Origin of the sequence: Brevibacillus massiliensis, assembly GCF_000311785.1 — a bacterium.
GTDB lineage: Bacteria > Bacillota > Bacilli > Brevibacillales > Brevibacillaceae > Brevibacillus_C > Brevibacillus_C massiliensis.
Genome location: NZ_HE978539.1, coordinates 278345 through 302979, shown reverse-complemented (window position 1 = coordinate 302979; position 24635 = coordinate 278345). Strand labels below are relative to the sequence as shown.

25 protein-coding genes and 1 pseudogene are annotated in these 24635 nt (G+C 53.9%); 5 read left to right on the top strand and 21 right to left on the bottom strand.

Annotation, left to right across the window (positions count from 1 at the left end):
- Window positions 1-68: 68 nt before the first annotated feature.
- From HGBM_RS12320 to HGBM_RS12265, 12 genes are all read right to left on the bottom strand, one after another.
- Complete coding sequence (locus HGBM_RS12320; RefSeq protein ID WP_019121409.1) at window positions 69-1070, bottom strand: histidinol phosphate phosphatase domain-containing protein; 1002 nt, start codon at window positions 1068-1070, stop codon at window positions 69-71.
- Complete coding sequence (locus tag HGBM_RS12315; protein ID WP_019121408.1) at window positions 1067-1864, bottom strand: DeoR/GlpR family DNA-binding transcription regulator; 798 nt, start codon at window positions 1862-1864, stop codon at window positions 1067-1069. Before HGBM_RS12315 ends, HGBM_RS12320 begins: the two co-directional genes overlap by 4 nt.
- A complete protein-coding gene (ccmA, locus tag HGBM_RS12310) occupies window positions 1848-2864 on the bottom strand; it encodes a heme ABC exporter ATP-binding protein CcmA (protein ID WP_019121407.1) in 1017 nt (338 codons plus the stop codon). Before ccmA ends, HGBM_RS12315 begins: the two co-directional genes overlap by 17 nt.
- Window positions 2861-3655, bottom strand: a complete 795-nt coding sequence (locus tag HGBM_RS12305) for an ABC transporter permease (RefSeq protein WP_019121406.1) — start codon at window positions 3653-3655, stop codon at window positions 2861-2863. Before HGBM_RS12305 ends, ccmA begins: the two co-directional genes overlap by 4 nt.
- On the bottom strand, window positions 3652-4494 hold the full coding sequence (locus HGBM_RS12300) for an ABC transporter permease (protein ID WP_019121405.1): 843 nt from the start codon (window positions 4492-4494) through the stop codon (window positions 3652-3654). Before HGBM_RS12300 ends, HGBM_RS12305 begins: the two co-directional genes overlap by 4 nt.
- Window positions 4495-4529: 35 nt before the next feature.
- The gene (locus tag HGBM_RS12295) at window positions 4530-5360 is read right to left on the bottom strand and encodes an alkaline phosphatase family protein (RefSeq protein ID WP_019121404.1); all 831 of its coding nucleotides are present in this window, start codon (window positions 5358-5360) and stop codon (window positions 4530-4532) included.
- Window positions 5350-6444, bottom strand: a complete 1095-nt coding sequence (locus tag HGBM_RS12290) for an ABC transporter substrate-binding protein (RefSeq protein ID WP_019121403.1) — start codon at window positions 6442-6444, stop codon at window positions 5350-5352. Before HGBM_RS12290 ends, HGBM_RS12295 begins: the two co-directional genes overlap by 11 nt.
- 185 nt (window positions 6445-6629) lie before the next feature.
- Window positions 6630-7808 carry an ABC transporter ATP-binding protein gene (locus HGBM_RS30775; RefSeq protein ID WP_019121402.1) on the bottom strand — a complete coding sequence of 393 codons (1179 nt, stop codon included), beginning with the start codon at window positions 7806-7808 and terminating at the stop codon, window positions 6630-6632.
- A 25-nt stretch (window positions 7809-7833) separates the two neighbouring features.
- Window positions 7834-8652 (bottom strand): carbohydrate ABC transporter permease, encoded by an 819-nt coding sequence (locus tag HGBM_RS12280; protein WP_019121401.1) that lies wholly within the window; start codon window positions 8650-8652, stop codon window positions 7834-7836.
- A complete protein-coding gene (locus HGBM_RS12275) occupies window positions 8642-9529 on the bottom strand; it encodes a carbohydrate ABC transporter permease (RefSeq protein WP_019121400.1) in 888 nt (295 codons plus the stop codon). The genes HGBM_RS12280 and HGBM_RS12275 overlap by 11 nt, the downstream gene beginning before the upstream one ends.
- Window positions 9526-10320, bottom strand: a complete 795-nt coding sequence (locus HGBM_RS12270) for a sugar phosphate isomerase/epimerase family protein (protein ID WP_147512873.1) — start codon at window positions 10318-10320, stop codon at window positions 9526-9528. Before HGBM_RS12270 ends, HGBM_RS12275 begins: the two co-directional genes overlap by 4 nt.
- A 24-nt stretch (window positions 10321-10344) precedes the next feature.
- Window positions 10345-11670 carry an ABC transporter substrate-binding protein gene (locus HGBM_RS12265; RefSeq protein ID WP_019121398.1) on the bottom strand — a complete coding sequence of 442 codons (1326 nt, stop codon included), beginning with the start codon at window positions 11668-11670 and terminating at the stop codon, window positions 10345-10347.
- Between the two features lie 266 nt (window positions 11671-11936).
- Between HGBM_RS12265 and HGBM_RS27345 the strand changes: the two genes are divergently transcribed.
- From HGBM_RS27345 to HGBM_RS32260, 3 genes are all read left to right on the top strand, one after another.
- Window positions 11937-13439: a VWA domain-containing protein gene (locus HGBM_RS27345; protein WP_019121397.1), complete on the top strand. Its 1503-nt coding sequence runs from the start codon at window positions 11937-11939 to the stop codon at window positions 13437-13439.
- A 112-nt stretch (window positions 13440-13551) separates the two neighbouring features.
- Window positions 13552-13941 carry a class I SAM-dependent methyltransferase gene (locus tag HGBM_RS32265; protein ID WP_315969951.1) on the top strand — a complete coding sequence of 130 codons (390 nt, stop codon included), beginning with the start codon at window positions 13552-13554 and terminating at the stop codon, window positions 13939-13941.
- A complete protein-coding gene (locus tag HGBM_RS32260) occupies window positions 13935-14315 on the top strand; it encodes a hypothetical protein (RefSeq protein WP_342626541.1) in 381 nt (126 codons plus the stop codon). Before HGBM_RS32265 ends, HGBM_RS32260 begins: the two co-directional genes overlap by 7 nt.
- Before the next feature lie 8 nt (window positions 14316-14323).
- Here the strand turns inward: HGBM_RS32260 and HGBM_RS12250 are convergent, their stop codons facing one another.
- From HGBM_RS12250 to HGBM_RS28915, 3 genes are all read right to left on the bottom strand, one after another.
- Entirely contained in the window at window positions 14324-15187 is an 864-nt protein-coding gene (locus HGBM_RS12250; RefSeq protein WP_019121396.1) for a MurR/RpiR family transcriptional regulator, read from the bottom strand.
- Window positions 15188-15256: 69 nt separating this feature from the next.
- The gene (locus HGBM_RS12245) at window positions 15257-16603 is read right to left on the bottom strand and encodes an aspartate aminotransferase family protein (RefSeq protein ID WP_019121395.1); all 1347 of its coding nucleotides are present in this window, start codon (window positions 16601-16603) and stop codon (window positions 15257-15259) included.
- A gap of 128 nt (window positions 16604-16731) precedes the next feature.
- Window positions 16732-17964, bottom strand: coding sequence for a stalk domain-containing protein (locus HGBM_RS28915; RefSeq protein WP_019121394.1), 1233 nt, complete (start codon window positions 17962-17964; stop codon window positions 16732-16734).
- A gap of 187 nt (window positions 17965-18151) precedes the next feature.
- Here HGBM_RS28915 and HGBM_RS12235 point away from each other — a divergent pair, with 187 nt between their 5' ends.
- Together HGBM_RS12235 and HGBM_RS32685 are read left to right on the top strand one after the other, a co-directional pair.
- Entirely contained in the window at window positions 18152-18541 is a 390-nt protein-coding gene (locus HGBM_RS12235) for a cupredoxin domain-containing protein (protein ID WP_019121393.1), read from the top strand.
- Between the two features lie 190 nt (window positions 18542-18731).
- Window positions 18732-18854: pseudogene (locus HGBM_RS32685) on the top strand (site-specific integrase); the annotation flags it as partial.
- 61 nt (window positions 18855-18915) lie between these two features.
- Here HGBM_RS32685 and sufB read toward each other — a convergent pair.
- The 6 genes from sufB to HGBM_RS27330 form a co-directional block, all read right to left on the bottom strand.
- On the bottom strand, window positions 18916-20313 hold the full coding sequence (gene sufB / locus HGBM_RS12230) for a Fe-S cluster assembly protein SufB (RefSeq protein WP_019121392.1): 1398 nt from the start codon (window positions 20311-20313) through the stop codon (window positions 18916-18918).
- 32 nt (window positions 20314-20345) lie between these two features.
- A complete protein-coding gene (sufU, locus tag HGBM_RS12225) occupies window positions 20346-20780 on the bottom strand; it encodes a Fe-S cluster assembly sulfur transfer protein SufU (protein WP_019121391.1) in 435 nt (144 codons plus the stop codon).
- Window positions 20767-21993, bottom strand: a complete 1227-nt coding sequence (locus HGBM_RS12220) for a cysteine desulfurase (RefSeq protein ID WP_019121390.1) — start codon at window positions 21991-21993, stop codon at window positions 20767-20769. The genes sufU and HGBM_RS12220 overlap by 14 nt, the downstream gene beginning before the upstream one ends.
- The gene (gene sufD, locus HGBM_RS12215) at window positions 21990-23291 is read right to left on the bottom strand and encodes a Fe-S cluster assembly protein SufD (protein ID WP_019121389.1); all 1302 of its coding nucleotides are present in this window, start codon (window positions 23289-23291) and stop codon (window positions 21990-21992) included. Before sufD ends, HGBM_RS12220 begins: the two co-directional genes overlap by 4 nt.
- Before the next feature lie 19 nt (window positions 23292-23310).
- A complete protein-coding gene (gene sufC / locus HGBM_RS12210; protein ID WP_019121388.1) occupies window positions 23311-24099 on the bottom strand; it encodes a Fe-S cluster assembly ATPase SufC in 789 nt (262 codons plus the stop codon).
- A 247-nt stretch (window positions 24100-24346) separates the two neighbouring features.
- Window positions 24347-24635: DUF1802 family protein (locus HGBM_RS27330; RefSeq protein ID WP_035286898.1), on the bottom strand; the 289-nt coding region annotated here is incomplete at its 5' end.

Genomic DNA, 24635 nt, shown 5'->3' with positions numbered 1-24635 from the left:
ATCCCCTCCCGTTCATCGGGGAAGGGACGGTGCCTTTGGAAGAACTTCACTAAACAAACTTCAAGGACTTATGCCTGCAAGGGTTTCATCACTCGCTGCCTGGCAGCAAACGTGGCGATTTCTCCTACTCCTTGTTGTTTCAACATGGCGGCGTTTTCTGCGACGTACTTGCCGATATCGTCAGGAAAGTGAGCATCCGACGACAGGGTGAACACCACTCCATGCTTTCGCAGCACTTCAATAAAAGCCGGACTCGGACACATTTCACGAACCGGATAGCGGTAATAAAGTCCCGCATTTACTTCTGTCGCCGTATCGGTCTCATGCAGCGCTGCAGCAATCTGCTCATACAGCGGCAGAAGCAAGGCCTCATCCGGCCGGTAACGAAAGACTTTAAGATTGTCAAGGTGGGCGGCTATGTCAAACAAACCGCTTCGAATCATGCTTTCCACAACCCCGAAAAACCAGCGGTAGAGATCAGGCAGATCGTATTGCTCAAACAGGTGGCTGACATCCGGATTATCAAACCCCCACCCGTCAATAAAGTGGACAGACCCGATAACGTAATCCCAGTTTGCCAAGTTCAGCAGCTGCGTTAATTCGGCCTCGCCGCCTGTAAAATAATCCGCTTCGATCCCGAGCCGAAGTTGAACCCCTTTCTCGGCCCACCTTGGCTTCGCCGTTTGAATGGCGGCGACAAAATCATCCACGTTCTCCGTACATACCTGCTGCAGCCAGGTGGTTTGCAGACGGCCTAGTTCGGAATCTCCCAGCTCCATATGACGCTCAAAATAGGAGCGAGCCTCTTGGAACCGATACAAATGCTCGACAATCCCAACTTCTTTCAGGCCCTTTCGCAGCGCTTCTTCCAGATACAAATCGATCCATGCGGCATCGTACGCTCCGCGCTCCAGCCGGGCATGCAGACGCGCATAACTTGCCTGTAGCCAGTCACGGGTGTGTTTTGTCGCATCAATCGGATGAAACCAATCAAGCGCCGTATTGGTCCGGTCGAGCCATCGAAACGAATACGGCCCTTCTTCCAAATGCAGATGATAATCCACCTTCATGTCTCTTCTCCTTTTTGCCTGCCAGCCGTGATCCAATCTGTGAACCGACCCGTGGAACGCCAGTGATCCGGCATCTGCTGGTCGCATATGATGGCGGTTACGTCTTCCGGTCTGCAAATACGGTAAAGCTGGGTTTCTGCCAGTTTCGTTCCATCCGCAAGTACGTATACCCGTTCGGAGCGCTGAACCATTTGAGCCGAGCACAACGCCTCTTCCATATCATAATCGCTTATGCCGTCTGGCGTAATCCCCCCGCAGGAAATAAATGCCTTGTCAAAGCGGAAGCGGGAAAGCAATTCACACGTCAGCGCTCCGGTGATCGATTTTTGTCTTGGATTCGTAACACCGCCGAGTACAATGACTCTGCCGTCGAATACTTTCGCTTCCAGCAGCTCATTTAATACAGTTGCGGCCGGCAGTGAATTCGTGACCACAGTCAGGCGGATGACACCCTTCAGCGCCCGGGCAAGCTCAAGCGTAGTCGTCCCGACGTCAAGCGCTATCGTGTCTCCATCTTGAACAAGCGACGCGGCTTTTCTCCCAACACTGATTTTGGCCTCTCTCTTGATCCCCTGCTTTTTTTTGAAGTGCGGCTCCAGCTTGGCGTGAACATAAGATATGGCGCCGCCGTGCACTCGTTGCAACAGCTTTTGTTTCTCCAAGTCGTCGAGATCGCGGCGGATTGTCTCTGGTGTAACGGTCAGGCATCTGGCCAACTCCGCGACTTGGATCTTGCCGTGACGCTGGAGCTGTTCCAGGATGTGTTGCTTGCGTTCTTCAGGCAGAAGCGTCATCGAGCGGGATCACATCCTTGGGGTCGAGATAGATTGTCTTTTTTCTGCCGATGTCCTGGGGCTCCCACGAATGGTGCAGGTAATCGGCGAACAGCCGAACGCCGACAGCGCTAATCTCATACCGTGTGATATTGCCGAGCATCGTGACGTTATCGACTGTTCCTGTCACTGCGATGCCATCTTCCATCTCCTGATCGCGCAACGTCTCCGGACGAATCGCGTACAGCTTGGCGCTGGAGCAGGAAAATTCCGGCGCCAGCCTGAGCAATTCCTCCGCAGTCAGCACGTTGTAGCTGCCGATAAACCGAGCGACAAATTCGCAACGCGGTCGGGTGTAAATCTCGTGCGGAGTGCCTTGCTGGACAATTCGGCCTGCATCCATGATACAGATGCGGTCACTGACCGCCATGGCCTCTTCCTGATCATGAGTGACAAGGACAGTTGTCATGGAGAGCTCGCGCTGAATCGAACGAAGTTGTTTCTGCAGCGTTTTACGGATCTGCGCATCCAATGCGCTTAGCGGTTCATCCAACAGCAGCACTTTCGGCCTGGTAACCAGCGACCTGGCCAGGGCTACACGCTGCTGCTGCCCGCCGGACAGTTCATGAGGAAAGGCCTTTTCTTTCCCTTGCAGACCGACGAGTTCGATCGTCTCCTGTACACTGCGCCGAATCTGCGCCATTGGCATTTTCTTCATTTCCAGGCCAAATGAGATATTCTCCGCAACAGTCAAATTTGGAAACAGCGCGTATGATTGAAACACCATGCCGATTTCCCGATCTTTCGGACGGGTTGTCGTGATGTCTTTGCCATCGATGCGGATTGTCCCCGAATCCGGCGCGCTCAGACCGGAAATGATCCGCAATAACGTGCTTTTTCCACATCCGCTCGGACCAAGCAGTGTGATCAGTTGACCTTTTTCCAGAGTTAAATCCAACTGCTGCAGAACGGTTTGCTGACCAAACTTTTTGGACAGGTGATTGATTTGAACGTAACTCATGATGCAGCCTCCTTGCGGGTGGCTTTATTGCCACGAGAGAATTTGACTGCCAATCCGCTGATGATCGCCATGAAGAGGAAATACGTAACCGTAATCGCGCTGGCGATATGACCGCTCTTGGACAGCTTGGCATACAAGTAAATTTGCAGCGTTTCAAAACGTCCGCCGACGAGCATATTCACGAGTACGAATTCGCCGAACAGGATGGAGAACGACAGCAGTCCCGCTACCAGGATGCCGGGCATTATATTCGGGACAATGATTTTCACAAACGCCCGCCCCCTGCTTGCCCCCAACAGTTCGGCTGCTTCCATCAAAGACGCGGCGTGGATCGTTCTCAGGCTGTTTCTTGTCCCCTGATAGATGAAAGGCAGCAGCCCGACTACATAGGCGCCTGCCGTAACGAGAATCATCGGAATACCTGTGCCGGAGTACGTGCGGAGTAACCCGACAGCCATGATGACACCCGGCACGGCGTATGTCATCATCACGAGAGTCTGCACCCATCGCTCCAGCCTCGGAGCGTAGACCACAATGACGAAAATGGCCGGCACCATCACGATCAAGGCAGCGACCGTGGTCAGCCCGCTCAGCAGAAAGGACCTTCCCAATGCCTGCAAAAACGGGAAATCACGAAATAGTTCCGCAAACCATTTCAGCGTCAGTCCCTCCGGCAGGACTGTCTTGTTCCACTCTGTCGCAAGCGAATAAATCAATGTCGCCGCAACAGGCAGAAACAGATACGTCAACACGAGGACAAATGAAATATGGGACGGATTCATGCGTCTCATGACAGATTCCTCCGTATCTTGCGCGTCAGCCATTCATTCAGCAGCAAAGCGGCAACCAACGTCATTCCCAGCAGAACGGCAAGTGCGCTGCCCAGCTCCGGACGGGCAAATATATCCCCTGATACCAGCGCACCGATCCGGATCGGCACGAGGTTGTAGGTACTGCCGGTCAGCGCATAGGCAGAAGCGTACGCGCCCATCGCATTGGCAAACAAGATGCTGAACGTGCCGGCGATCCCCGGCAAGAGCACAGGCAGTCCGATGCGCAGCCAAAATATTGTGGATGTGGCTCCCAAGAGCTCCGCCGCTTCCTTCCACTGTTCCTGAATCCCGTAATAGATCGGGTACAGCAGCATCACTGCAAGCGGTAATTGGAAATAGACGTAAATAAGAGTAAGGCCCGTCCACGAATACAACTGAAACGAACCCAGGTCAATCCCGAGTTGTTTGCATAACAGGGTAAATACCCCGCTGTTGCCGAGCAGCACGATAAACGCAAAAGCGAGCGGGATACCGGCGAAATTGGACGTCAGGTTGGTAATCACAAGCAGTCGTTCCCGGACATGCTTTGGAGTACGGGTGATGGCATACGCAGCAAACACGGCGGCGATAATGCCGATCGCACTGGACAAAAACGAGATCAGCACACTGTTTTGAAACGCCTGGAAATAGTACGGGTTCGAGAGTACTTCCTTGTATTGAGCGATGGTAAAAGCCCCGCCCCCATCGGTTTGGAAGCTTCCCCAGATCATTGAAATCACCGGAACGAGGAGGAACAGGACGACGAAAGTGCCAAACGGGATAACAGCCAACAGCAGCAGGGCATTGCCTTTTTTCATTCACTCACTCCTTCCTGCCAGAAGAAAACGTCCTGTTACAAATCGGCAGACAGTGGCGGCATGATCGTCAGGGGCTGCATCGCCTCAGACGGAGCAATGCCGAGCAGGCGGCAGGCCAGCGGCGCCAGCTGCAATTGCGGTACCGTCTCTTCATAGACGCCCGGTGCGACCAGGCTGCTGCAGACGAAGAGCGGGACGTCACGGTCTGCAGAGGTTGTCCCGCCGTGCATGCCGTCACTGTTCATGCCATGGTCGGCAGTCACAATAATCTGGTACCCCGCTTCCATCCACTGGGGCAACACGCTGGCAAGCAATACATCTGCAGCGATGACCCGATTGCGGTACTGGGCAGAATCACTGGTAAACCGATGACCGTCGTCGTCGATGTTCATCGAGTGAACATACAGAAAATCCGGCTTGACTTCACGCAGTAAAAAGGCTGCATCCGCGAACAGATGCGAATCAGGGTAATGATCTTCCCAATAGAAAATGCCATTTTGAATCGGATGATCGGTATGCAGTTGGATGCGATCGGTGTCGGGATTGAACGGTGCACGGTTGTACAATTCACTTACCCAGTAGTACGAAGCGGTTGCATTCGTAAGGCCGTTTTGTTTCGTCAGATGAAATAAGCTTTGCTCGTGTGACAAGCGTACTGTGCCGTTTGTGGTGATGCCGTTTTTCCACGCCGGAGTGCCGGTCAGCAGCACTTCGTAAAGAGGACGTGACATGCTGGGCAGTTCGGAGCGCACTTTAAAGCGCGCCGCCTTGCCGTACTCTACCAGATGATGCATATACCCCATTTGCGAGACGGCTGCATCGTAACGCAAGCCGTCCAACATGATAAAAATCAGTTTATTTGACATGGATCAACACCTGCTCTTGCCACATCTGCGGCAGTTTTTTTGTGGTCTCTTCCCACGCCTTCTGATCATTCACCGGGCGGGCATTTTTGTACATCTCGTCCGGCAGCAGCATGGCCTTGGCGCTGTCGTCAAGCTTTGCATTGGCACGAATCGGACGAGCGTATCCACGGGCCAGATTTGACTGACCTTCATCGGACAAGATGTATTCACGGGCAAGCATTGCAGCGTGCGGATGCTTTGCGTATTTGTTGATGACAGTGGCGTAGCCGCTCATGACGGAGGACTCTTCGGGTATGACGACGTCAAAGCGGTTTTTGTCAATTTTATCGCGGTAGCCAAGCGCGTTGAAATCCCATAAAACAGCTACTTCAATCTCGCCTTTTTCCAAGTTGGCAAGGCTGGGCTCGCTCGTACTTAGCCGCTTGTTTTTGGCCAGCTCTGCATAAAAGTCTATGCCGGGTTGGATATTTTTTTCGTCCCCGCCGAAGGCGTATGCCGCCGCAAGCACGGAAAACTGTGCCTGATTTGCCTTCATGACGTCCCCGATGGATACCTTGTAGGTTCCGTTCTTCAAGTCAGCCCATGACTTTGGCGGATTTTTCACTTTGCTCTTATCCGTAAGAAAGGCAAGCGTGCCTGTGTAACCTAGCACCCAGTGACCTTCATCATCCTTGGCCCACTCAGGAATGTCGTTCCAGTAAGACGTTTTGTAGGGAAGCGTCAACCCTTTGTCTTTGGCCAATGGACCGAAGGCAATCCCCACATCCCCAATATCAGCCGTAGCATCGTTCTTTTCTGCTTCAAACTTGGCCAATTCCTCGGCACTGGACATGTCGGTGTCGGAGTGTTTCAAAGCGTATTTTTGTTCAATACTCTTCCAGGTTTCTCCCCAGTTGGCCCACGTATCTGGCATCCCGACAGAATTGATCTGGCCTTCCTGTTTGGCCCTCTCGACGATCTGATCGAGAGTCAAGTTGGCCGTATCTAGCGAGGCATTGGTCTGGGATCCTTCGGAACAGCCTGAAAGCAAAAAGAGTGAGGCTGCAACTGCGACAGACCGTTTCAAGAACTTGCTCATTTTCATGGACAATTCCCCTTTACCATTTTTGTTTGTGTGAGATTTGAAGATCCTTACATGACTAATCGTAAAGAAACAAAGTGAAAACCAAATCAACCTGCTGTTAAAGAATCGTAAAGGTTATGTATGCACGACATGTATTTTTAACAAAAAAAAAAAAAAGACCGCAGCAGTACGCGGCTTTTCAAGAGTTATCGCCCCGACATCACCAGGACTTGCTCGGGTTGATTTTTCGGTTTGAGATGCTGCACCGTCAGGGGGATTCTTTGCTCCGCCCCTGCTGCTTCAAAAAAGTGCAGATGCTCGCATGACGCCGTCAGCGTCACATTGGAATGCGGCTTGAACTGAACCGGAGCAGCGGAAGAAACCAGCAGGCGATGCTGTCCCACGGCGATGTGATGGATCACCACCGCGCCCAGGTATTCGCTGCGGATGAATTCGCCGCGAATCGCGATACTGGGGGGAAACGGCTTGACGACTGTCCGGTCGCCCTCCCAAAGCTCCAGCGCTTCCGGGCGGATGCCCAGCAGCACATGCTGTTCCCCGCAGCGCTTAAGCGACGACAGCACGGATTCGGGCAGGGCCAACTCTCCCCCGTCGGCGAACATCACCTGCTGATCCCCGACGGTCACCGGGACGATATTCATCGGGGGATTGCCCATGAAGGCAGCGACGAAGCGGTTGGCCGGCCGCATGTAGATATCCTCCGGCGAGCCGATCTGCTGCAGCTCGCCCTGGCGCAGTACGGCGATTCGCTGGCCGATGGTCATCGCCTCCACTTGATCGTGGGTGACGTACACCATCGTCCGCGGGTAGGATTTGTGCAGTTCCACCAAATCGTTGCGGGCATTGGTCCGCAGTTGGGCATCCAGGTTGGACAGCGGCTCATCCAGCAAGAAGTAGGACGACTGCTGCACGATCGCCCGGCCCAGGGCGACGCGTTGGCGCTGCCCGCCGGAGAGCTCGCGCGGTTTTCGCTGCAGCAGGGAGCCCAGCTCCAGCTTCTCTGCTGCCTCCTGGATTCTTCTTGTGATCTCCGCCTTGGCCACCTTGCGCAGCTTGAGCGAAAATGCCATGTTGTCAAATACCGTCATATGCGGGTACAGTGCGTAGTTTTGGAACACCATCGAGACGTTCCGTTCGCTGGCATCCAGTCCGTTGACGATCTGTCCGCCCATGGCAATCGTGCCGGACACAGGCTGCTCCAATCCGGCGATCAAACGCATAATCGTCGACTTGCCGCAGCCGGACGGGCCGAGCAGCACGAGCCTCTCCCCGCTTCTGACCTCCAGATCAAGCGAGGGAATGACCGTCTGGGCACCGAAAGTTTTGCGGACCGCGGAAAAGCGAATATCGCATGGCTCTTGCACGTTTTCTACCTCCCTTGTTTTCACGCTATCCTTTGACACCGGTACTGATGAAGCTGCTCACGATCTGCCGGTTTACGATAAAAAAAGCGATCAGCGGAGGCAGCGAAGCCAGCGTCCCGACGGCCATCATCGGCCCCCAGGAGTTGCCCCCCTCCGAGTTGATAAACAGCTGCAGGGCGAGCGGAATCGTCAGCATGTCTTTGTCGTTGATGACCAGCAGCGGCCAGAAGTACTCGTTCCAGACGTTGATGAAGAACATGACGCCGAGCGCCAGCACGGTCGGCCTGACGACCGGGAAGGCGATGCGCCAGAGAATCTGCCATTCCGCGGCTCCGCCCACCTGGGCCGACTCGTACAAGCTTTGCGGGATCGTCCGAAAGGTCTGCCGCAAGAGAAATACCCCCATCCCGTTAGCCAGCTGGGGAGCGACCAGACCGGCATACGTGTTGAGCCAATCCAGCTTGCTGATCAGCAGGTAATTGGGCAGCATCGTCACCTGAATCGGGATGAGCATGCTGGCTACGACGACGTAAAACAGGAACTGTCTACCCTTAAAGTCAAAGCGTGTAAAGGAGTAGGCAGCAAGGATGCTGGTCACAAGCTGGAAGGCGGTGACCAGAACAGCGACGATCAGAGAATTGATAAAATAGCGAACCATCGGCACCGCGTTCAGCACGTAGCTGATGTTCTCCCAGGTAAACGGGCGCGGCAAGGGATTGAGAAATTCGCTGAAGATTTGATCCGCCTGTTTAAACGTCGTGCTGATCATCCAGACCAGCGGAAAAAAACTGAGCAAGAGGCAGATGAAAAGCAGCAGGTTCCAGCCGCTGACTTTAATTTTCATAGTAGGCCCTCCGATCCATCACCAGCGCCTGTACGACGATCAACAGCAAAAACGCCAGGAAAGTCACGATGGCAGTCGCCGACGCCAGACCGCTTTTAAAGAACTGAAACCCGTACTGGTAGACGAGAAAAACCAGATTGGTCGTCGCCTGGTTGGGCCCGCCGCCGGTCAGCATTTCTACCGGCACAAATACGGATTGAATTCCCACGACAATCGCCGTGACAAAGACGTAGATCAGCGTCCCCGACATCAGCGGAATGACAATCCTGCCCATCAGTCCCCAGGAGGAGCGGAGCCCCTGCACCCGGGCCGATTCGCTGAGCTCCTGCGGGATCGCCAGCAAGCCGGCCAAAAGCACGATGAAATTGTAGCCAAACAGCTTCCAGGAAGCGGCCATGCTCACTGCCCATTTTGACCAAAACGGATCGCTCAGCCAGTTGACGCCAGGCAATCCTGCCAAGCTGAGCAGATGGTTGACAACGCCTATCACCGGGTTTAACAGCCACAGAAACAGAATGCTGGCAACCGCAAGCGACAGGACGGTCGGAGCGAACAGCGCGCTTTTGTAAAAAGCCGACCAGCGCGAATTGACCCGCGTGACGCCGAATGCCGCCAGAAAGGGAGCGGCAAACAGCGTGACCAGAAAAAAGACCGCGTAAAATCCCGTATTTTTGACCGAGAGCCAAAACTCATCACTGGCAAGCAGGTCGCGATAATTGGCCAACCCCACCCATTTTGGGTTGGGGCTGACCATGTTCCACTCCAGAAAGCTGATCTGCACGGATTGTACCAGCGGATAATAGACGAAGACGAGCAGCGGGAGCAATGCCGGCAAAATGTAGGCGTACGGCCTCACCTGCCTCCACATGCGGTTCATTGTGCCGGCAGCCCCTTGAGCTCATTGGCGATGTCCGCTGCATCTGCCAACACGACGTCAGTCGCCGTCCCCTCCACGTATTCCAGAATGGCCCGGTACGGGTGCCCAAGGCTGCGCAGCGCTTCCCAGATCGGCTGCCAGTCAATCCCGCCTTTGCCTACCGGCAGGTGCAGGTCACCTTTTCCGTCGTTGTCGTGCAGGTGGACCGCACAGAGCTTCTCGCCTAGTTCGCGGATGACGGCCGGGGTATCCCAACCGTTGATGTGGGCGTGCCCCACGTCGACCAATGCTTTGATATTCGGAATCTCCTGGAACAGCTGGACAAATTCCTCTTGGGTAAACAAGGCGAAGCTGCCGAAGCCGACGTTTTCCACGGCCAGGTCCACACCCAGACTCTGCGCTTTTTCTCCCAGCCTCATCAGGTTTTCCTTGGCGTACTGCTGGGACTCGTACCGCAAGAACGAGGGGGTGCAGTACAAATTGGGATGAATCGTCATCTGCTCGGCCCCGATGCGCGCGGACCACTCCAGGCATTGTTTGTACACCTCGTAGGAATAGGTGCGGATGACTTCAAACCGGGGGGTGGCCAGATTTAACTCCCAGATCGGCGAGTGCACACTGACCGGGCCCGCGTGCCGTTCAAAGCGGAAGTATTCGCGATCCCACTCCACAGGCTCCCGCCAGTTGGGACCGTCCATCGAGATTTCGATTCCTCCCTGCCACTGGTCCAGCAGTTCGTTCGCCTCGTCAATATTGGGCATGTAAGGCAGCAGATTGATAAACAGCTTCATCTTCATTACCCCTCTTTCGCCATGTTATTGGATCAGTTTATTTACCTTGTCTACCGCCTTTTTGATCGCGGCCTGTGCATCCGAAGTGCCGGACAGGATCTCGTCGCGGGCGTCGATCAGAGCCTGCTCCGCCTGCAGCCCGCTGGGGCCGGGGAAGTTGACCCAGGGAATCACGTCAGCCATCTGTTCCAGCGCCGGCTTCATCAGCGGATTTGTCTCCAGGAACGGCTTCAGTCCATTGGGGTCTTCCGCCACACCCTTGCGCGGCGGCAGGTAGCCGGTCGCCTTTGTCCAAACGGCAAGCGATTCAGGTGATTCCATAAATTTGATAAACTCCCAGGCGGCCGCTTGTTTCTTCGGATCTTTGGAGAAAATGAACAAGGCGTTTCCACCCGCCGGGACACTCCGCTTTTTCTCGCCAAACGTCGGGAACAAAGCGGTGCGCAGGTCAAATTTGCTCTGCTGCTGCAAGCTCTCCCGCTTGGCGATCGTCGTGATGACCATCGCTACCTTGCCGCTCGAAAAAGCTTGCAGGCCCTCTTCCCATTTCGCGTGCAGCGCCCGTTTGTCTTTGACCATATCCCCGATCATTTGGAAGGTTTCGACCGTCTCGGGGGAGTCGAATGCTGCTTTGGGCGTTCCGTTTTCGCTGGTCAGCCACTCTCCGCCGTTTGACTTGGCCAGGGCGTACTGTGCCCAGTTGTCGGGCGGTTCCTGGATGTACAGTCCGTAGTTTCCCGTCTTGTCCCGGACCAGCTCGCTCAGCTTCTGTACTTCCTCCCACGTTTTCGGCGGTTGATCCGCGTCCCAGCCGACTTGCTTTAACAGATCGGCATTGTAGTACATCACAGGGTTGCTCACGGAGTAGGGCAGCCCGACTACTTTCCCGTCTTTGGTCTGTCCCAATTCGAGGATGTTGGGAAGGAAGTTGTCTTGAATAAAGTTCGGCTCTTTGGCGTCCTGTTTGGCCACTTCTTCTACCGGTGTATAGGGCACATTCTCCGTCACATAGGAGATGAAATTGTACCCGACCTGCGCCACATCAGGCGGATGATTGCCGCTGATCGCCGCCTGTGCCTTTTGCAGCAGTCCGGCGTAATTGCCGGGTTGGTATTTTTCCAAGACTTGGATGTCCGTGTGGAGTTCGTTAAACCTTTTGACCAGCTCTTTAACCCCTTCGCCGCCAAAATCTTGCGAATTGACATGCCAGTATTCAATCGTAATCGGCTCGGAAGGCACGGCCGCCGCCGTCCCCCCGGAAGAGCTCGTCTCAGACCCGCCGCCGCAGCCCGCAAGTACCAGGCTCAGGCCGACACACGAGGTAAGCGCAATCTTTCTCCACATTGCCATTTTCGCATCCCACTCTCCACATGATAGATTCGTCTGACACCTTCACTATAAGGCAGTGGTATGAAGGAGAGATTAAGTTGGGGTTAAGGGGTGTAAATTACATGTAAAGACGAAAAAAGAACCGCCAGGAAAAGCTGACCGTTCGTTCGGAAAATGGGTAATTATTCCTATTCCAACATTTTCAAATAACCCCAATTTACTATACTCTTCTTCCCGGTCCATCGCTATATTTAGATTATAATGAATTATGCCAATGGAGGAAATCTATGTTAAAAAGGAAGCTGCCCATCCTATTCCTGATCACAACGCTTCTTCTCTCGGCATCAGGCTGCAGCGAGGCCGTTCCGGGAGCAAACGAAGACCAAGCAACCTCAAGCCAGGCAGAGCAAGAAACAACCGCTGATACAGCAAAAGCACCAGCCTCCTTTGAATCATCAGCAGCGGAAAGCGCAGCAGCCGCACTGCCCAAACCTCCCACTACACTAGAAGAGATCCTTGCTTACCAAGAAGCAGCCGGGCGTTATGCAGGAAGCAGTTATGAAGAATCAGCCGTGCAAGCCGAGCTGGATAAGCTGTCGAAGGATCTGACCGCCGAGGAGGTTTACGCCCGTCTCTTGCATCTGTTCGGCGAAAATTACCAGCAGGAAAAAAATACATTTGATCGGCTTGAGCAGGTAAATTACAGGCAAGCCCTGCTCTCCATCGACCCTGCCGACCCGGCTTCTGTGCCGCAGACAACGCCTAAGGCAAATATCGAAGTGATATTGGATGCGAGCGGAAGCATGGCGGAAAAGGTGGACGGCGGCGTCAAGATGGATCTGGCGAAAAAATCGATTCAGGGTTTCCTGGAGAGCATCCCCATGCACTCCCATGTAGGACTTCGAGTATTTGGACATAAGGGCTCAGGATCTGATCAAGACAAAGCGCTCTCGTGTGCACAAACAGAATTGGTCTATCCCTTAAGCAGCTACGACCCCAACCGTTTCCAAGGTTCGCTTCAGCAATTTGGCCCAAAAGGCTGGACAGGAATTGCCACTGCTCTGGAAGCGGCGCGGGAAGATCTGAAAAACTCCCACAGCGAAGGCGTGGAAAATATCATTTACCTCGTAACCGATGGAATTGAGACGTGCGGCGGCAATCCGGTTGAGGCGGCCAAGGCGCTCCATCAGTCCGAGATGAAAGCTGTGATCAATCTGATCGGTTTTGACGTGAATGATGAAGCCCAGCGCCAGTTGAAAGCTGTTGCCGAGGCAGGCGGCGGTACCTACGCCACGGTCAAGGATAAAACCGCGCTGGAAAATGTATTCAAGCAATACTTGAACGATTTGTACAAGGAAAACAGCAGCTGGATGCAGCAAGCGATAGATAACGTATGGAACCAGTACGAGGAAGAAGAAAAAGAGCTGATCGAGACCAGAAAAGAGATGCTGGCCAAGGTAGCAGCCGAATACGATCGGTTGAAAGCGGCCGTCACCTATCTGCGCGATAAAGAGTTTTTGGAAAAAAAGCAAAAGTCACAGCTTCTCTCCTGGATGGACAATCGCTGGCTGGATCTGAGCAATTACGCCGATAGCCGCTGGGTCGAAATTGGGCACAAAATGGATGTGGAATGGATCGAAGCTTCAGCGGAAGTGGAGAAGCGTTGGATGGAAAACGGGCGAATGCTGGATGCCAAATCGGGAAAAATCGCGCTTAGAATCCCAAGCCTGCGCACCCCAAAAATACGGGTAAAACCGCTGCGAAATCGGCCGATTCGCTATGACTTTTAAGACATTCGGCTGCCCACCCGGCAGGTCGGGCGGGCAGCTTGCACTATGATTGGTTCAGTCTCTCTACGGATTGCTTGCAAGGAGGTAATTTACTTCGATTGGAGGTATTGGCATGACGAATGATGCAAAACAGCGGGTAAAGTCGCAATTTTCCAAGAACGCGGAGAGTTACTTCACAAGTGAATCACATGCGAACGGCCAGGATCTTCCTTTACTGGTCGAGTGGCTTCAGCCCCGTTCTGAATGGACGGCACTGGACGTCGCAACCGGTGGCGGCCATGTCGCCAAAACGCTGTCGCCTTATGTTCGCCATGTTTTCTCAACGGATTTGACAAAAGAAATGCTCGCCAATACGGCAAAGCATTTCAATCAAGATTCCCCGAATATTTGGTACGTGATCGCCGATGCCGAATCGCTGCCGTTTCTCGATCACACCTTTGAAATTGTGACCTGCCGCATCGCGCCTCATCACTATTCATCAGCGAGGTGGCAAGGGTGTTAAAACCCAATGGCTCTTTTTTGATGATCGACAATGTCGTTCCGGACAAAAGCCACCTCGCTGAATTTATGAACACGATGGAAAAATTGAGAGACGAAAGCCATGTGCAATGCCTGTCGATTGAAACCTGGCGACAATTATTTTGCCAAGCGGGCCTGTCGGTAATAAAATCGGAGAGCCGAAAAAAAACCTATCGCTTTCCCCAGTGGGTCAAACGCACAGCCGACAGCCCCGGACAAATAGAAGAGGTCGAGAACCATATTCTGCGGGCCAGCAATGAAATTCACGCCTATTTTCATGTGCAGATTGCCGATAGACACGTTCAATCGCTTCAAGTAGATGAATGGATGGTCCTCTGTCAAAAGAAAAGTGAATAACGCTTCGCTCATTTCCGTTCGCCGTAAATCTCAAAATCTGACCAGATATCTTCCAGCTCATTCAGCGTCTTCGATACCTGCTCAGGCACTCGGTTAAACATCGTTCGCAGCAAGGCTGTCACCAATGACAAGGGAGCGGTGAATGAATCCATATGGGAGGCGATCCCGGTCGGCGTGCAGTGCACCTCATCGGCGAAGCGGACCAGCGGCGAGGACGGATAATCAGTGATCGCTATTGTCGGGACGCCTTTTTTTCTCGCGTATTTCATGCCCTCGATCGTAAAGCGGGTATAACGCGCAAAACCGATCCCGACGATCACATCCTCGGGGCCAAAGCGCTGCAGCAGATCGCTCGTTCGCGGTTCTCCGTTAAAGATAACGACTTCCTTATCCAAGAGATGCAGGTAAAACTCGAAGAACAAGCCGAGCGACAGCGAACTTCGCGAGCAGATCACGCCAATCCGCCTGGCCTTGAGCAAACGGTCCACTGTCCGCTCAAACCCTTCCAGGTCTACTCGCTCCATGAGCATTTTGATATTTTGGGCATCATCCTCAAAAAACTGGATGACCGTGCGCTGTTCCTCGTTTTCCAATGCTCTCGACAGCTGGTAGCGCTCACTCGTCGTCAGCCGGGATCTCACCAGCTCTTGCAGTTCGCGGGAAAGCGCCGGGAATCCGGAACACCCTACAAAAGCAGCGAAACGGGTGACAGTCGAATCGCTTACCTTCGCCTTTCGGGCCAGTTCAGCCACGTTGTAAAAAGCGGACGCTTCGGGATCTTTCAGAATGACATCGGCAATCATTTGCTGTGACGGGCTCATCTGCGAGTACAGTTGAGCGATCCGCCGCAAGACGGTAGAATCCGCTTCCAATGGTATCACCTCGGAGCCTTACTCTTCCCTGACAGTATACGACCAAAGCAGTTCCCGGACAACTTCGGCTTATACCGCGACGATTTGCCGAAGCGCTTGAAAGCTCTTTTCAAACGCCTGCAAAGTGGCTTGCAATTCTGTCTCTCCGTGAGCGTCAGACATGGAAAAGCGGTTCAGCGGTTTGGTATATACCCCCTCGTCCATCAACAGGTAGTCAAGGGCGAGCCTCAGCTCTTGCGGATTGGTGCCGGCATAGTCCGCTTCCTCAGTCGGCACGAGGTTAAAAATGGTGCCGACGCCGACAGTCGAAAACGGAATCCGATACTCACCGGCGAGCCTCTCGATGCCTTTGCGCAAGCTTATTGTTCTGTCAACGATGCGGTCAAAACGTCCCGGCTGCTTCAAGTAGCGGATGGCGGCCAGTCCGGCTGCAAGCGAAACCGGATTTCCGTTAAACGTTCCGCTGTGGAAGACGATTTCTGATTTGCTTGTTGAGCGCAGCGGCGAACACATTTCCATGATCGCCCGCTTGCCGCCGACCACTCCTATCGGAAAGCCTCCCCCTGCAACCTTTCCCAGCGCAGTCAGATCCGGCTTTACGCCGTAGTACGCCTGCGCCCCTCCCAGGGTGACGCGAAAGCCTGTCTTCACTTCGTCAAAGATCAAGACCATGCCTAGCTGCTCCGTCAAACTGCGCAAATTTTCCATAAACGGTTGATCGGCAGAAATGTACCCGGCCTGCATCGGCTCAAGGATGACTGCGCCGATCTGCCCACGCATCTCGGTCAGAATTTTTTCGCAAGCCTCCCAATCGTCAAAAGGCAGGACAACCGTATGCTCCAGAAAGTAATCCGGCAGCCCCAAACTGTCAGGCACAGCCTTTGGCATCGCGGGCCCGCTCTCGCTCTCTTTGGTCTGATTCACACTGATCAGCACGTGGTCGTGACTGCCGTGATAATGTCCGGCAAATTTGGCGATATGGGTCTTGCCTGTATAGGCGAGCGCCAAACGGAGTGCGAACAGGGTAGCCTCCAAACCGGAATTCGTAAACCGGATGGATTCCATGCTGGGGTACAGCTGATTGATTTCTTTGCACATATCCAGCTCCAACGGATGTGTTGCGCCAAAGCTGCTGGTTCCCTGCTCCTCCCAGACCGTTTCCACGGCTTGCCGAATCACGGGATGTCCGTGCCCCAACAGCAAGGCACCATAGGAAAGCAGGTAGTCTACGTATGTTTTTCCGTCGGCATCGGTCAACCTTGCGCCTCTGCCCTGTTGAAAAACGATCGGAAACGGCTGGTAAAATCGAAGGTTGCCGTTGACCCCGCCGGCGATGAGCGATGCGGCCTGCGCAAAAAAAGCGGCGGATTTCGGACGGCTGCTGCCAAAATGGGCTTGTAAATCGGAAAGGTTCACCTTTCGCACCTCCAGTTGTCTTGTTGAAATTATTATTTCATCAAATTGTTTATATTGCAATATTAATTTCAAAGAAAAAATCCCCGTTTTCTGCCAACCGCAAGAAACGGGGATTTGACGCTGCCCTGCTATTCCAATTCCTTTACGTAGAACACAAGCTGCCCGATATCCGGGCGCCAATCGATACGGTAGACGAGAGATTCCCCTTCCGTAACCATTTTTTGTCCGTCAAGCGCGCGAATGACACTTTCCAGATCGACATACGGCATCCCGTTGACGGTAACCGTCTGCAGCGGTTCGGATTGCTTGCCGCTGCCCAGCTCCACGGCGTAAACGGAGCCGGAGCCGGCGTGTACGGCGCCGAGCGACTGCAGCACGGCCAAGGGTAGGCGGTACTTGCCGGTCGGCTTTCCATTTTGGAGAATCTCGACAGCGGGAGCGGCAAGCGAAATTTCCCGCGGCCCCACTCCTGCGTCCAGCCATATTTTTACTGGGCTTTGCTGCTGCTCTGAATGCCAAGGCAGATGGGCGTATCCCGTCACGACGTTCCCTTCGCCCTGTGCCGTCTGCCTCACCTCGATCAGATCCATTCCCGCCCGCCGCAGCGCGCCGTTTTTCTCCTCTACCGTTACCAGCATACGAAACATGGAAACGCCCTTTTCCTCCCAGCTTTCCAATTCCTCGACGTAGACATGCCCGGGCGAAGCAGCCAGCTCCCGGCGCAGCGCCGCAGTCTTGGCGAGCAGTTCCGGGGCGATAAACGGCCCTTCAGCCACTTCCCCTCCGTACAGCCAGATCGCAGTATTCTTGGCCGTGTACCAGGAACTTCGCTTGGGCAGCAGCTTCTGCAGCTCCCGGGGCAGGTCGACGGATTTTGGCGCTGGAACGCGAGTGATTGCCGGATCAATCTTGGCTGTCCTGGTCGCTTCCTCCCAGCTTACCTTTGCGCCAAACGCTTCGCTGATAAACCGCAGCGGCACAAATGTCCGCGAGCCGACCAGCGCTGCCGGCTGGTCCAGTTCCACTCGCTTATCGTTGACGAAAGCGGTAGCGGAATTCACCTGCAGCCGAATCGTTACATCTCCCATCCGGCTGGAGATGGTCCGCGTTTTCTCATCCCAAGACACCTGCGCGCCAAAACGTTCAAAAATCGTTCGCAGTGGAATGAGAATCCGCCCGGAGGCAATAAACGGTCGCTGGTCGACAGGAAGCGACAGCTGGTAGCCGTTGAGCTTGATTTGCGGTGCCGTACCTCCTCCTTTTTGGGCGGAAGCTGTGCCCCCTATGGCCCCCATTGCCAATGCAGCAGTCAAGAACAGCACAAAAACACGTTTGCTAACGATCCCCACAGCTTGTTTCATGGCGAGACCTCCACTCCTTCGATCTGGTTTTGCACTTATCACTAAGTATCTCCCAAGAGCCATTTTTTCCAGCACGTCCGCATAACCTGTGAACATAGAAAACTTGTCTGCTATTTAGAGGAGGTAGAAGAAACTGAAAATTTATTTCCTATCGCGCCATTCACTGCTGCTGTTGGTTGGCATCGGCATGCTCGTCATTTTTACCGTCATCACTTACACAAACCGCGACATTCCTGCCCTGGGCAGCCAGGAGAAGCCGGAGCGGGTTGTCCACCTGGTCACCGGAGAGTTTAAAGCGACTCTCCCGGACGGAAAGGTGATTGAAGCGTACCGCTGGGACCCAGGCACGATCTTTGTCCATGCCGGGGAGAAGATCAAACTGAGCATGTACGGTGTAAATGGGGCCCAGCATCCTTTTGTCATCGAGGGAACGAATATCAGCGGGGTCGTCAAAAAAGGATCAGAAACCCTCGTTCCGCTCCAATTCAATAAGGAAGGGGTGTACCGCCTGATCTGTACGACTCATGCCGACATCGCCCATAACGGCCCGATGATCGCCTACATCGTGGTTGACTGAAAAAGAAAATCCTCTCTTCCGAAAAAAGGACAGAGAGGATTTTTGCACGATAAGGGAAAAAATTACATATTTTAATAATCAGTTTAACGTAAGCCTAAAATAGACCACTCCATATTTCATTCTCAGCGTTTCGGTATTGCATTAATCATCTCACCGCCTTCGAGGTGGGAGTCTTCTGCGAAAATGAGATAAAAACGTGTCCGAGCGACTTGGGCACGCAAGCGTGAAAGTCACAGCGGACACGTATCTACATGTTACCAGGAAGATTGAAGACGATGCTCTGGCACGCTATGAGCGTTGCGTCCAAATTTAAAAACCGGGCAAAAGACGGGCAAACCCAGTTTCGACAGCCGGAAACCCTTGGCAGGCAAAGGTTAGCCGATACTGCCTTCCATCTCGAACTTGATCAGGCGGTTCATCTCCACCGCGTACTCCATCGGCAGTTCTTTGGTAAACGGCTCGATGAAGCCCATCACGATCATTTGGGTCGCTTCCTCTTCGGTCAGGCCGCGGCTCATCAGGTAGAAGAGCTGGTCTTCCGACACCTTGGAGACGGTCGCTTCGTGTTCGAGGGTGATGTTGTCGTTCATGATCTCGTTGTACGGGATCGTGTCGGATGTGGACTGGTTATCCAGAATCAAGGTATCGCACTTGATGTTGGACTTGGAGCCTTCCGCTTTCCGGCCGAATTGGGACAGGCCGCGGTAGGTTACCTTGCCGCCTTGGCGGGACATCGACTTGGAGACGATCGTCGAGGTGCAATCCGGCGCCAGGTGGATCATTTTGGCCCCGGCATCCTGGTGCTGCCCTTTGCCGGCGACGGCAATCGACAGTACCGTCCCTTTGGCGCGAGGCCCTTTCATGATAACGGCAGGGTACTTCATCGTTACTTTGGAGCCGATGTTGCCGTCGATCCATTCCATGTTGGCGTCGGCATAGGCAACAGCGCGCTTGGTGACCAGGTTATAAACGTTGCTGGACCAGTTTTGGATCGTCGTGTAACGGCAGCGGGCCCGTTCCTTGACGATGATTTCCACGACAGCGGAGTGCAGCGAGTCGGTGCTGTAGATCGGCGCCGTGCAGCCTTCGACGTAGTGGACGAAGCTGTCTTCGTCGGCGATGATCAGCGTGCGCTCAAACTGCCCCATGTTCTCGGAATTGATCCGGAAGTAGGCTTGCAGCGGCGTTTCCACTTTTACGCCTTTTGGCACGTAAATGAAGGAACCGCCGGACCAGACTGCCGAGTTCAAGGCGGCAAACTTGTTGTCAGCAGGCGGAATCACCGTTGCGAAATACTCCTTCACGATCTCCGGATACTCGCGAACGGCCGTATCCATGTCGCAGAACAGCACGCCCAGTTTTTCCAGGTCCTCCTGCATGTTGTGGTACACGACCTCTGATTCGTACTGGGCCGATACGCCGGCGAGGAACTTCTGCTCCGCTTCCGGAATGCCCAGCTTGTCGAACGTGGCCTTGATTTCGTCGGGCACTTCATCCCAACTGCGGCCCGTCTTCTCCGACGGCTTAACGTAGTAGGTAATCTCGTCGAAGTTGAGTCCGTCCAGATCAGCGCCCCACTTCGGCATCGGCATCTTTTGGAAAATCTCCAACGCCTTCAGGCGGAAGTCCAACATCCACTGCGGCTCGTTTTTGATGCGGGAGATTTCTTCCACAATCTCGCGAGTCAAGCCCTTTTTCGTCCGGAACACGGAGACGTCCGGATCGTGAAAGCCGTACTGGTAATCCTGTAATTCAGGGGCTTTTTTAGCCATGTTCTTTCACTCCTTTTCGTTGAATGGCGGCATTACGATTGGCCGGTCTTAATGCCCTGCTCGAGCGCCTTCCAGGCGAGCGTGGCGCATTTGATCCGGGCCGGAAATTTGGCCACGCCTCTAAGCGCTTCTATGTCACCAAGATCGATGGATTCATCGATCTCTTTTCCTTGCATCAGTTCGGAAAACAGGTGAGACAGCTCCAGCGCCTCTTCTACGGTCTTGCCCTTGACGGCTTCCGTCATCATCGACGCAGAAGACATGCTGATCGAACAGCCCTCGCCGACAAATTTTGCATCAGCCACACGGCCGTCTTCCACCTTGAGCGAAAGAGAGATGCTGTCGCCGCATGTCGGGTTGTTCAGATTGATCACGAGTCCTTCCCATTCTTCTAGTTTACCACGATTGCGCGGCTTTTGGTAATGGTCCATTATGACACGGCGATAGAGATCATCAAGAGAGGACATTTCCAAAAAACTCCTTCGCTTTTATGAGCCCGGCGACCAGTGCATCAGCATCCTCTTCCGTATTGTACAGATAGAAACTGGCACGTGCCGTCGCCGTGACCTGATAGTATTTCATCAGCGGCTGGGCACAGTGGTGTCCGGCCCTGACAGCAATCCCTTCGCTGTCCAGCACGGTTGCCACATCGTGCGGATGGACATTCCCCAGGTTAAACGTAATGACGCTGCTGCGCTCCTTTAGCGGGCCAAATATGGTGAGGTCCTCTATTTGCTGCAGCCGCTCCATCGCGTAGCCGATTACCTTTTTCTCATGCCGGGCAATCTCATCGAGTCCGATCTCGCTCAAAAAGTCTATGGCAGCTCCCAACCCGATCGCTCCTGCAATGATGGGAGTGCCTCCCTCAAACTTCCAGGGAAGTTCTTTCCACGTCGAATCGTACAAGTCGACAAAATCGATCATTTCCCCGCCAAACTCGACCGGCTCCATCATCTCCAGCCATTTGCGCTTGCCGTACAGAACGCCAATCCCGGTCGGCCCGCACATCTTGTGTCCGGAGAATACGTAGAAGTCGCAATCCAGATCCTGCACGTCCACCTTCATGTGCGGGGTGCTCTGAGCGCCGTCCACCACGAGAATCGCCCCGTTCTGGTGCGCAATCTCGGCGATTTCTTTGATCGGTGCGATATCTCCCAGCACATTGGAGACGTGGTGGATGGCGACCAGCTTCGTATTCGGCGTGATCGTCTGCCGGACCGCTTCCACGGTGACAGTGCCGTCGTCTGCCAGCGGGATAAACTTAAACGTCGCCCCGGTCGCCTTGGCCGCTTGCTGCCACGGAATAAAATTGCTGTGATGCTCTACGACTGTCGTGACGATCTCATCCCCTTCTTTTAAGAAGGCCCGGGCAAATCCATTGGCTACCATGTTAAGCCCGGTGGTCGTTCCCCGGGTATAGATGATTTCGGCCGTTTCTCTGGCGTTGATGAAGGCGCGCACCTTTTCCCGTGCCCCTTCATAAGCTTCCGTCGCCAGGTTTCCCAGCGTGTGAACGCCGCGATGGACGTTGGAGTTGTACCCCTTATAGTATTTCTCCAAAGCTTCGATGACTTGTATCGGTTTTTGCGACGTGGCCGCACTATCGAGATAGACCAGCGGGTGGTTGTTCACCTGCTGGTCAAGTATGGGAAAATACGAGCGGATCTCCTTTGCGTTCATCGCTCCAACTTCCTTTCCAATGCTTGGCGAAGCCGACCCTTCACTTCTTCTAACGGAATTTCCGCTACAACCGGATCCAGGAAGCCGAGGATGATCAGTTTTTCCGCCTGTTTGCGGGGAATGCCGCGGGACATCAGGTAATACAAGCTCTCTTCGCTAACCCGTCCGACAGAAGCGGCGTGGCCTGCCTTCACGTCGTCTTCGTCGATCAACAGGATCGGGTTGGCGTCTCCTCGCGCTTTTTCGCTCAGCATGAGGATGTTTTCCGCTTGTTCACCGTTCGCCTTGGTCGCGCCATGCTCAATTTTGGTAATCCCGTTCAAAATCGCCACTGCTTCATCGGTCATAACCGCTTTGCTGAGCATCATCGACTCGGAGTAAGTGCCGATGTGCTGGACTTGCGAGGTCAAATTCTGACGCTGCTGGCCCGTTCCGACTGTGATCGACTTGGTATCCCCGACTGAGCCTTTTCCTTTGAGGATGGTCGTGTTGTTGGCCACTGTGTTGCCGTCGTTCATCTCGCCGAGGATCCATTCCATTTTCCCGTCGCGATCGACCACGGCGCGGCGGAAGGCGTAGTCGTGCACTTCCTCGGACAGCGTGCGCACGGAGGCGACTTGCACGTGGGCGCCGGCCCCGACATATACTTCTACTGCACTGTTTGCCACCATGCCTTTGCCTGTGGAGGAAACAAACGTATCCACATATGCTACCCTGCTGTTGTCCTCCGCTACGATCAGCACGTGCGGAGCAATCAGCGCTCCCTCGCCTGCCACTTCAAACACGGCTTGCAGCGGTTCCGTTACCTCAACATTTTTGGGCACGTAAAGGAATACCCCGCCGTTTACGAGTGCGGTGTGCAGTGCCGCCAGCTTGTGTTCATCGGCGGAAATGGCCTGAAACAAGTGTTTCTGAACCAGTTCGCCGTGTTCCCGCAGCGCGGTCGCCAGATCGGTAAAGATCACGCCTTGTGCTTTCAGTTCAGGAGACACCGCAGCGTAAACGGACGAGGCGTTCTTTTGCACGAGCAGGTTTTTTGCGTTCGCCTCGTCTACCTGTTCCTTGACCGCCTCGTCCAATTCAGCGAGCGATTGTACTCTTCCCGCCGTTTGGAACGGAACGTATTGGTCGTAATTCCACTTGTCGATCTTCGTTTTCTCCAGTGCCGGCAATGCCAGGCCCTCGGCGGCATTCAGGGCAGACAGGCGCTTTTCCAGAAACCAGTCTGGCTCCTGATTGGCTTTCGAGAAATCCGTGATCGCTTCTCGACTAAAGCGGAGTTGTGTATCTACACCCATAATCTGCTAACCCCCTCGCCTACACGCCAGCATTGACGGTTTCGTCTTCGATTCCGAGCTCTTCTTTTATCCAGTCGTATCCTTCTGCCTCCAGGCGCTCTGCCAGTTCCGGACCGCCGGACTTGACGATCCGCCCTTGCATCATCACGTGGACGAAATCGGGCTTGATGTAGTTGAGCAGGCGCTGGTAGTGCGTGATAATCAGGAATCCGCGTTCGGCGGAGCGCATTTCGTTGACGCCCTTCGCGACGATCTTCAGCGCATCGATGTCCAGCCCGGAGTCAACCTCGTCGAGAATGCAGATGCTCGGCTGCAGCATCATCATTTGCAGGATTTCGTTCCGCTTCTTCTCCCCGCCGGAGAAGCCTTCGTTCAGGTAGCGATGCTGGAAGGATTCGTCCATTTCCAAGGTCGCCATCTTCTTATCCATTTCCCGGATGAATTTCATCAAGGAGATTTCATTGCCCTCGCCGCGGCGCGCATTGATCGCCGAACGCAGGAAGTCGGCATTTGTCACTCCGCTGATCTCCGAGGGGTACTGCATCGCCAGGAACAAGCCGGCACGAGCGCGCTCGTCTACCGCCATTTCCAGCACGTCCTGGCCGTTAAGCGTTACCGAACCGCCGGTTACTTCGTACTTGGGATGACCCATCAGGGTTGAGGCGAGGGTAGATTTACCGGTTCCGTTCGGTCCCATGATGGCGTGTACTTCTCCGCCCTTGATTTCCAAGGACAAGCCTTTCAAAATCTCCTTCTCCTCAATTCTTGCCCGCAAATCTTTTATTTCGAGATGTGGTACACCAGACATCCAGCATTCCTCCAATATATAGTAGTGCGAATCCTGCGCTTACCATGAACTAGTATCACCATAAGGGCATGATTCTCAATCCATTCTCAATCACAATTGTATAATAAGAATTATTTTAAATCAACGCTTCTCCTATATCTGTATTTTTTACATTTATATATTTACTAAGTATGCTTGAAAAGGGGAAACGGTATAGGCATTGATGCCGGGGAAAGACGAAAGAAGGCCCTGTACAGGACCCTTTCCCTTATTTTAAAATCGCCATGATCTCATCGCGCTTCGCTGCGTAGTCGGCATCCGACAAGACGGGCGCAAAGCCGGTTTGCGGCACTTCCGGCAGCAGGTGATGCCAGGATTTGCAGCCTTTATACTGGTCTTCAATCTGAATTTCAAACGGCTGCTCCAGCTTGTAGACACAGGCGAACAAGATGTGCAGCGGCTTCTTTTTCTTCCAGTGAAGGCGGACATCAGCGAAATCCTCGGTCCAGATATGATAGGGATCCAGCGCGCGCAGCTTCGCTTCGTCCATGATCTCC

Coding starts and splice junctions, on each gene's coding strand:
- HGBM_RS12320 (WP_019121409.1), bottom strand. CDS start 1,070: ATGAAGGTGGATTATCATCTGCATTTGGAAGAAGGGCCGTATTCGTTT.
- HGBM_RS12315 (WP_019121408.1), bottom strand. CDS start 1,864: ATGACGCTTCTGCCTGAAGAACGCAAGCAACACATCCTGGAACAGCTC.
- ccmA (WP_019121407.1), bottom strand. CDS start 2,864: ATGAGTTACGTTCAAATCAATCACCTGTCCAAAAAGTTTGGTCAGCAA.
- HGBM_RS12305 (WP_019121406.1), bottom strand. CDS start 3,655: ATGAGACGCATGAATCCGTCCCATATTTCATTTGTCCTCGTGTTGACG.
- HGBM_RS12300 (WP_019121405.1), bottom strand. CDS start 4,494: ATGAAAAAAGGCAATGCCCTGCTGCTGTTGGCTGTTATCCCGTTTGGC.
- HGBM_RS12295 (WP_019121404.1), bottom strand. CDS start 5,360: ATGTCAAATAAACTGATTTTTATCATGTTGGACGGCTTGCGTTACGAT.
- HGBM_RS12290 (WP_019121403.1), bottom strand. CDS start 6,444: ATGAAAATGAGCAAGTTCTTGAAACGGTCTGTCGCAGTTGCAGCCTCA.
- HGBM_RS12280 (WP_019121401.1), bottom strand. CDS start 8,652: ATGAAAATTAAAGTCAGCGGCTGGAACCTGCTGCTTTTCATCTGCCTC.
- HGBM_RS12275 (WP_019121400.1), bottom strand. CDS start 9,529: ATGAACCGCATGTGGAGGCAGGTGAGGCCGTACGCCTACATTTTGCCG.
- HGBM_RS12270 (WP_147512873.1), bottom strand. CDS start 10,320: ATGAAGCTGTTTATCAATCTGCTGCCTTACATGCCCAATATTGACGAG.
- HGBM_RS12265 (WP_019121398.1), bottom strand. CDS start 11,670: ATGGCAATGTGGAGAAAGATTGCGCTTACCTCGTGTGTCGGCCTGAGC.
- HGBM_RS27345 (WP_019121397.1), top strand. CDS start 11,937: ATGTTAAAAAGGAAGCTGCCCATCCTATTCCTGATCACAACGCTTCTT.
- HGBM_RS32265 (WP_315969951.1), top strand. CDS start 13,552: ATGACGAATGATGCAAAACAGCGGGTAAAGTCGCAATTTTCCAAGAAC.
- HGBM_RS28915 (WP_019121394.1), bottom strand. CDS start 17,964: ATGAAACAAGCTGTGGGGATCGTTAGCAAACGTGTTTTTGTGCTGTTC.
- HGBM_RS12235 (WP_019121393.1), top strand. CDS start 18,152: ATGCTCGTCATTTTTACCGTCATCACTTACACAAACCGCGACATTCCT.
- sufB (WP_019121392.1), bottom strand. CDS start 20,313: ATGGCTAAAAAAGCCCCTGAATTACAGGATTACCAGTACGGCTTTCAC.
- sufU (WP_019121391.1), bottom strand. CDS start 20,780: ATGTCCTCTCTTGATGATCTCTATCGCCGTGTCATAATGGACCATTAC.
- HGBM_RS12220 (WP_019121390.1), bottom strand. CDS start 21,993: ATGAACGCAAAGGAGATCCGCTCGTATTTTCCCATACTTGACCAGCAG.
- sufD (WP_019121389.1), bottom strand. CDS start 23,291: ATGGGTGTAGATACACAACTCCGCTTTAGTCGAGAAGCGATCACGGAT.
- sufC (WP_019121388.1), bottom strand. CDS start 24,099: ATGTCTGGTGTACCACATCTCGAAATAAAAGATTTGCGGGCAAGAATT.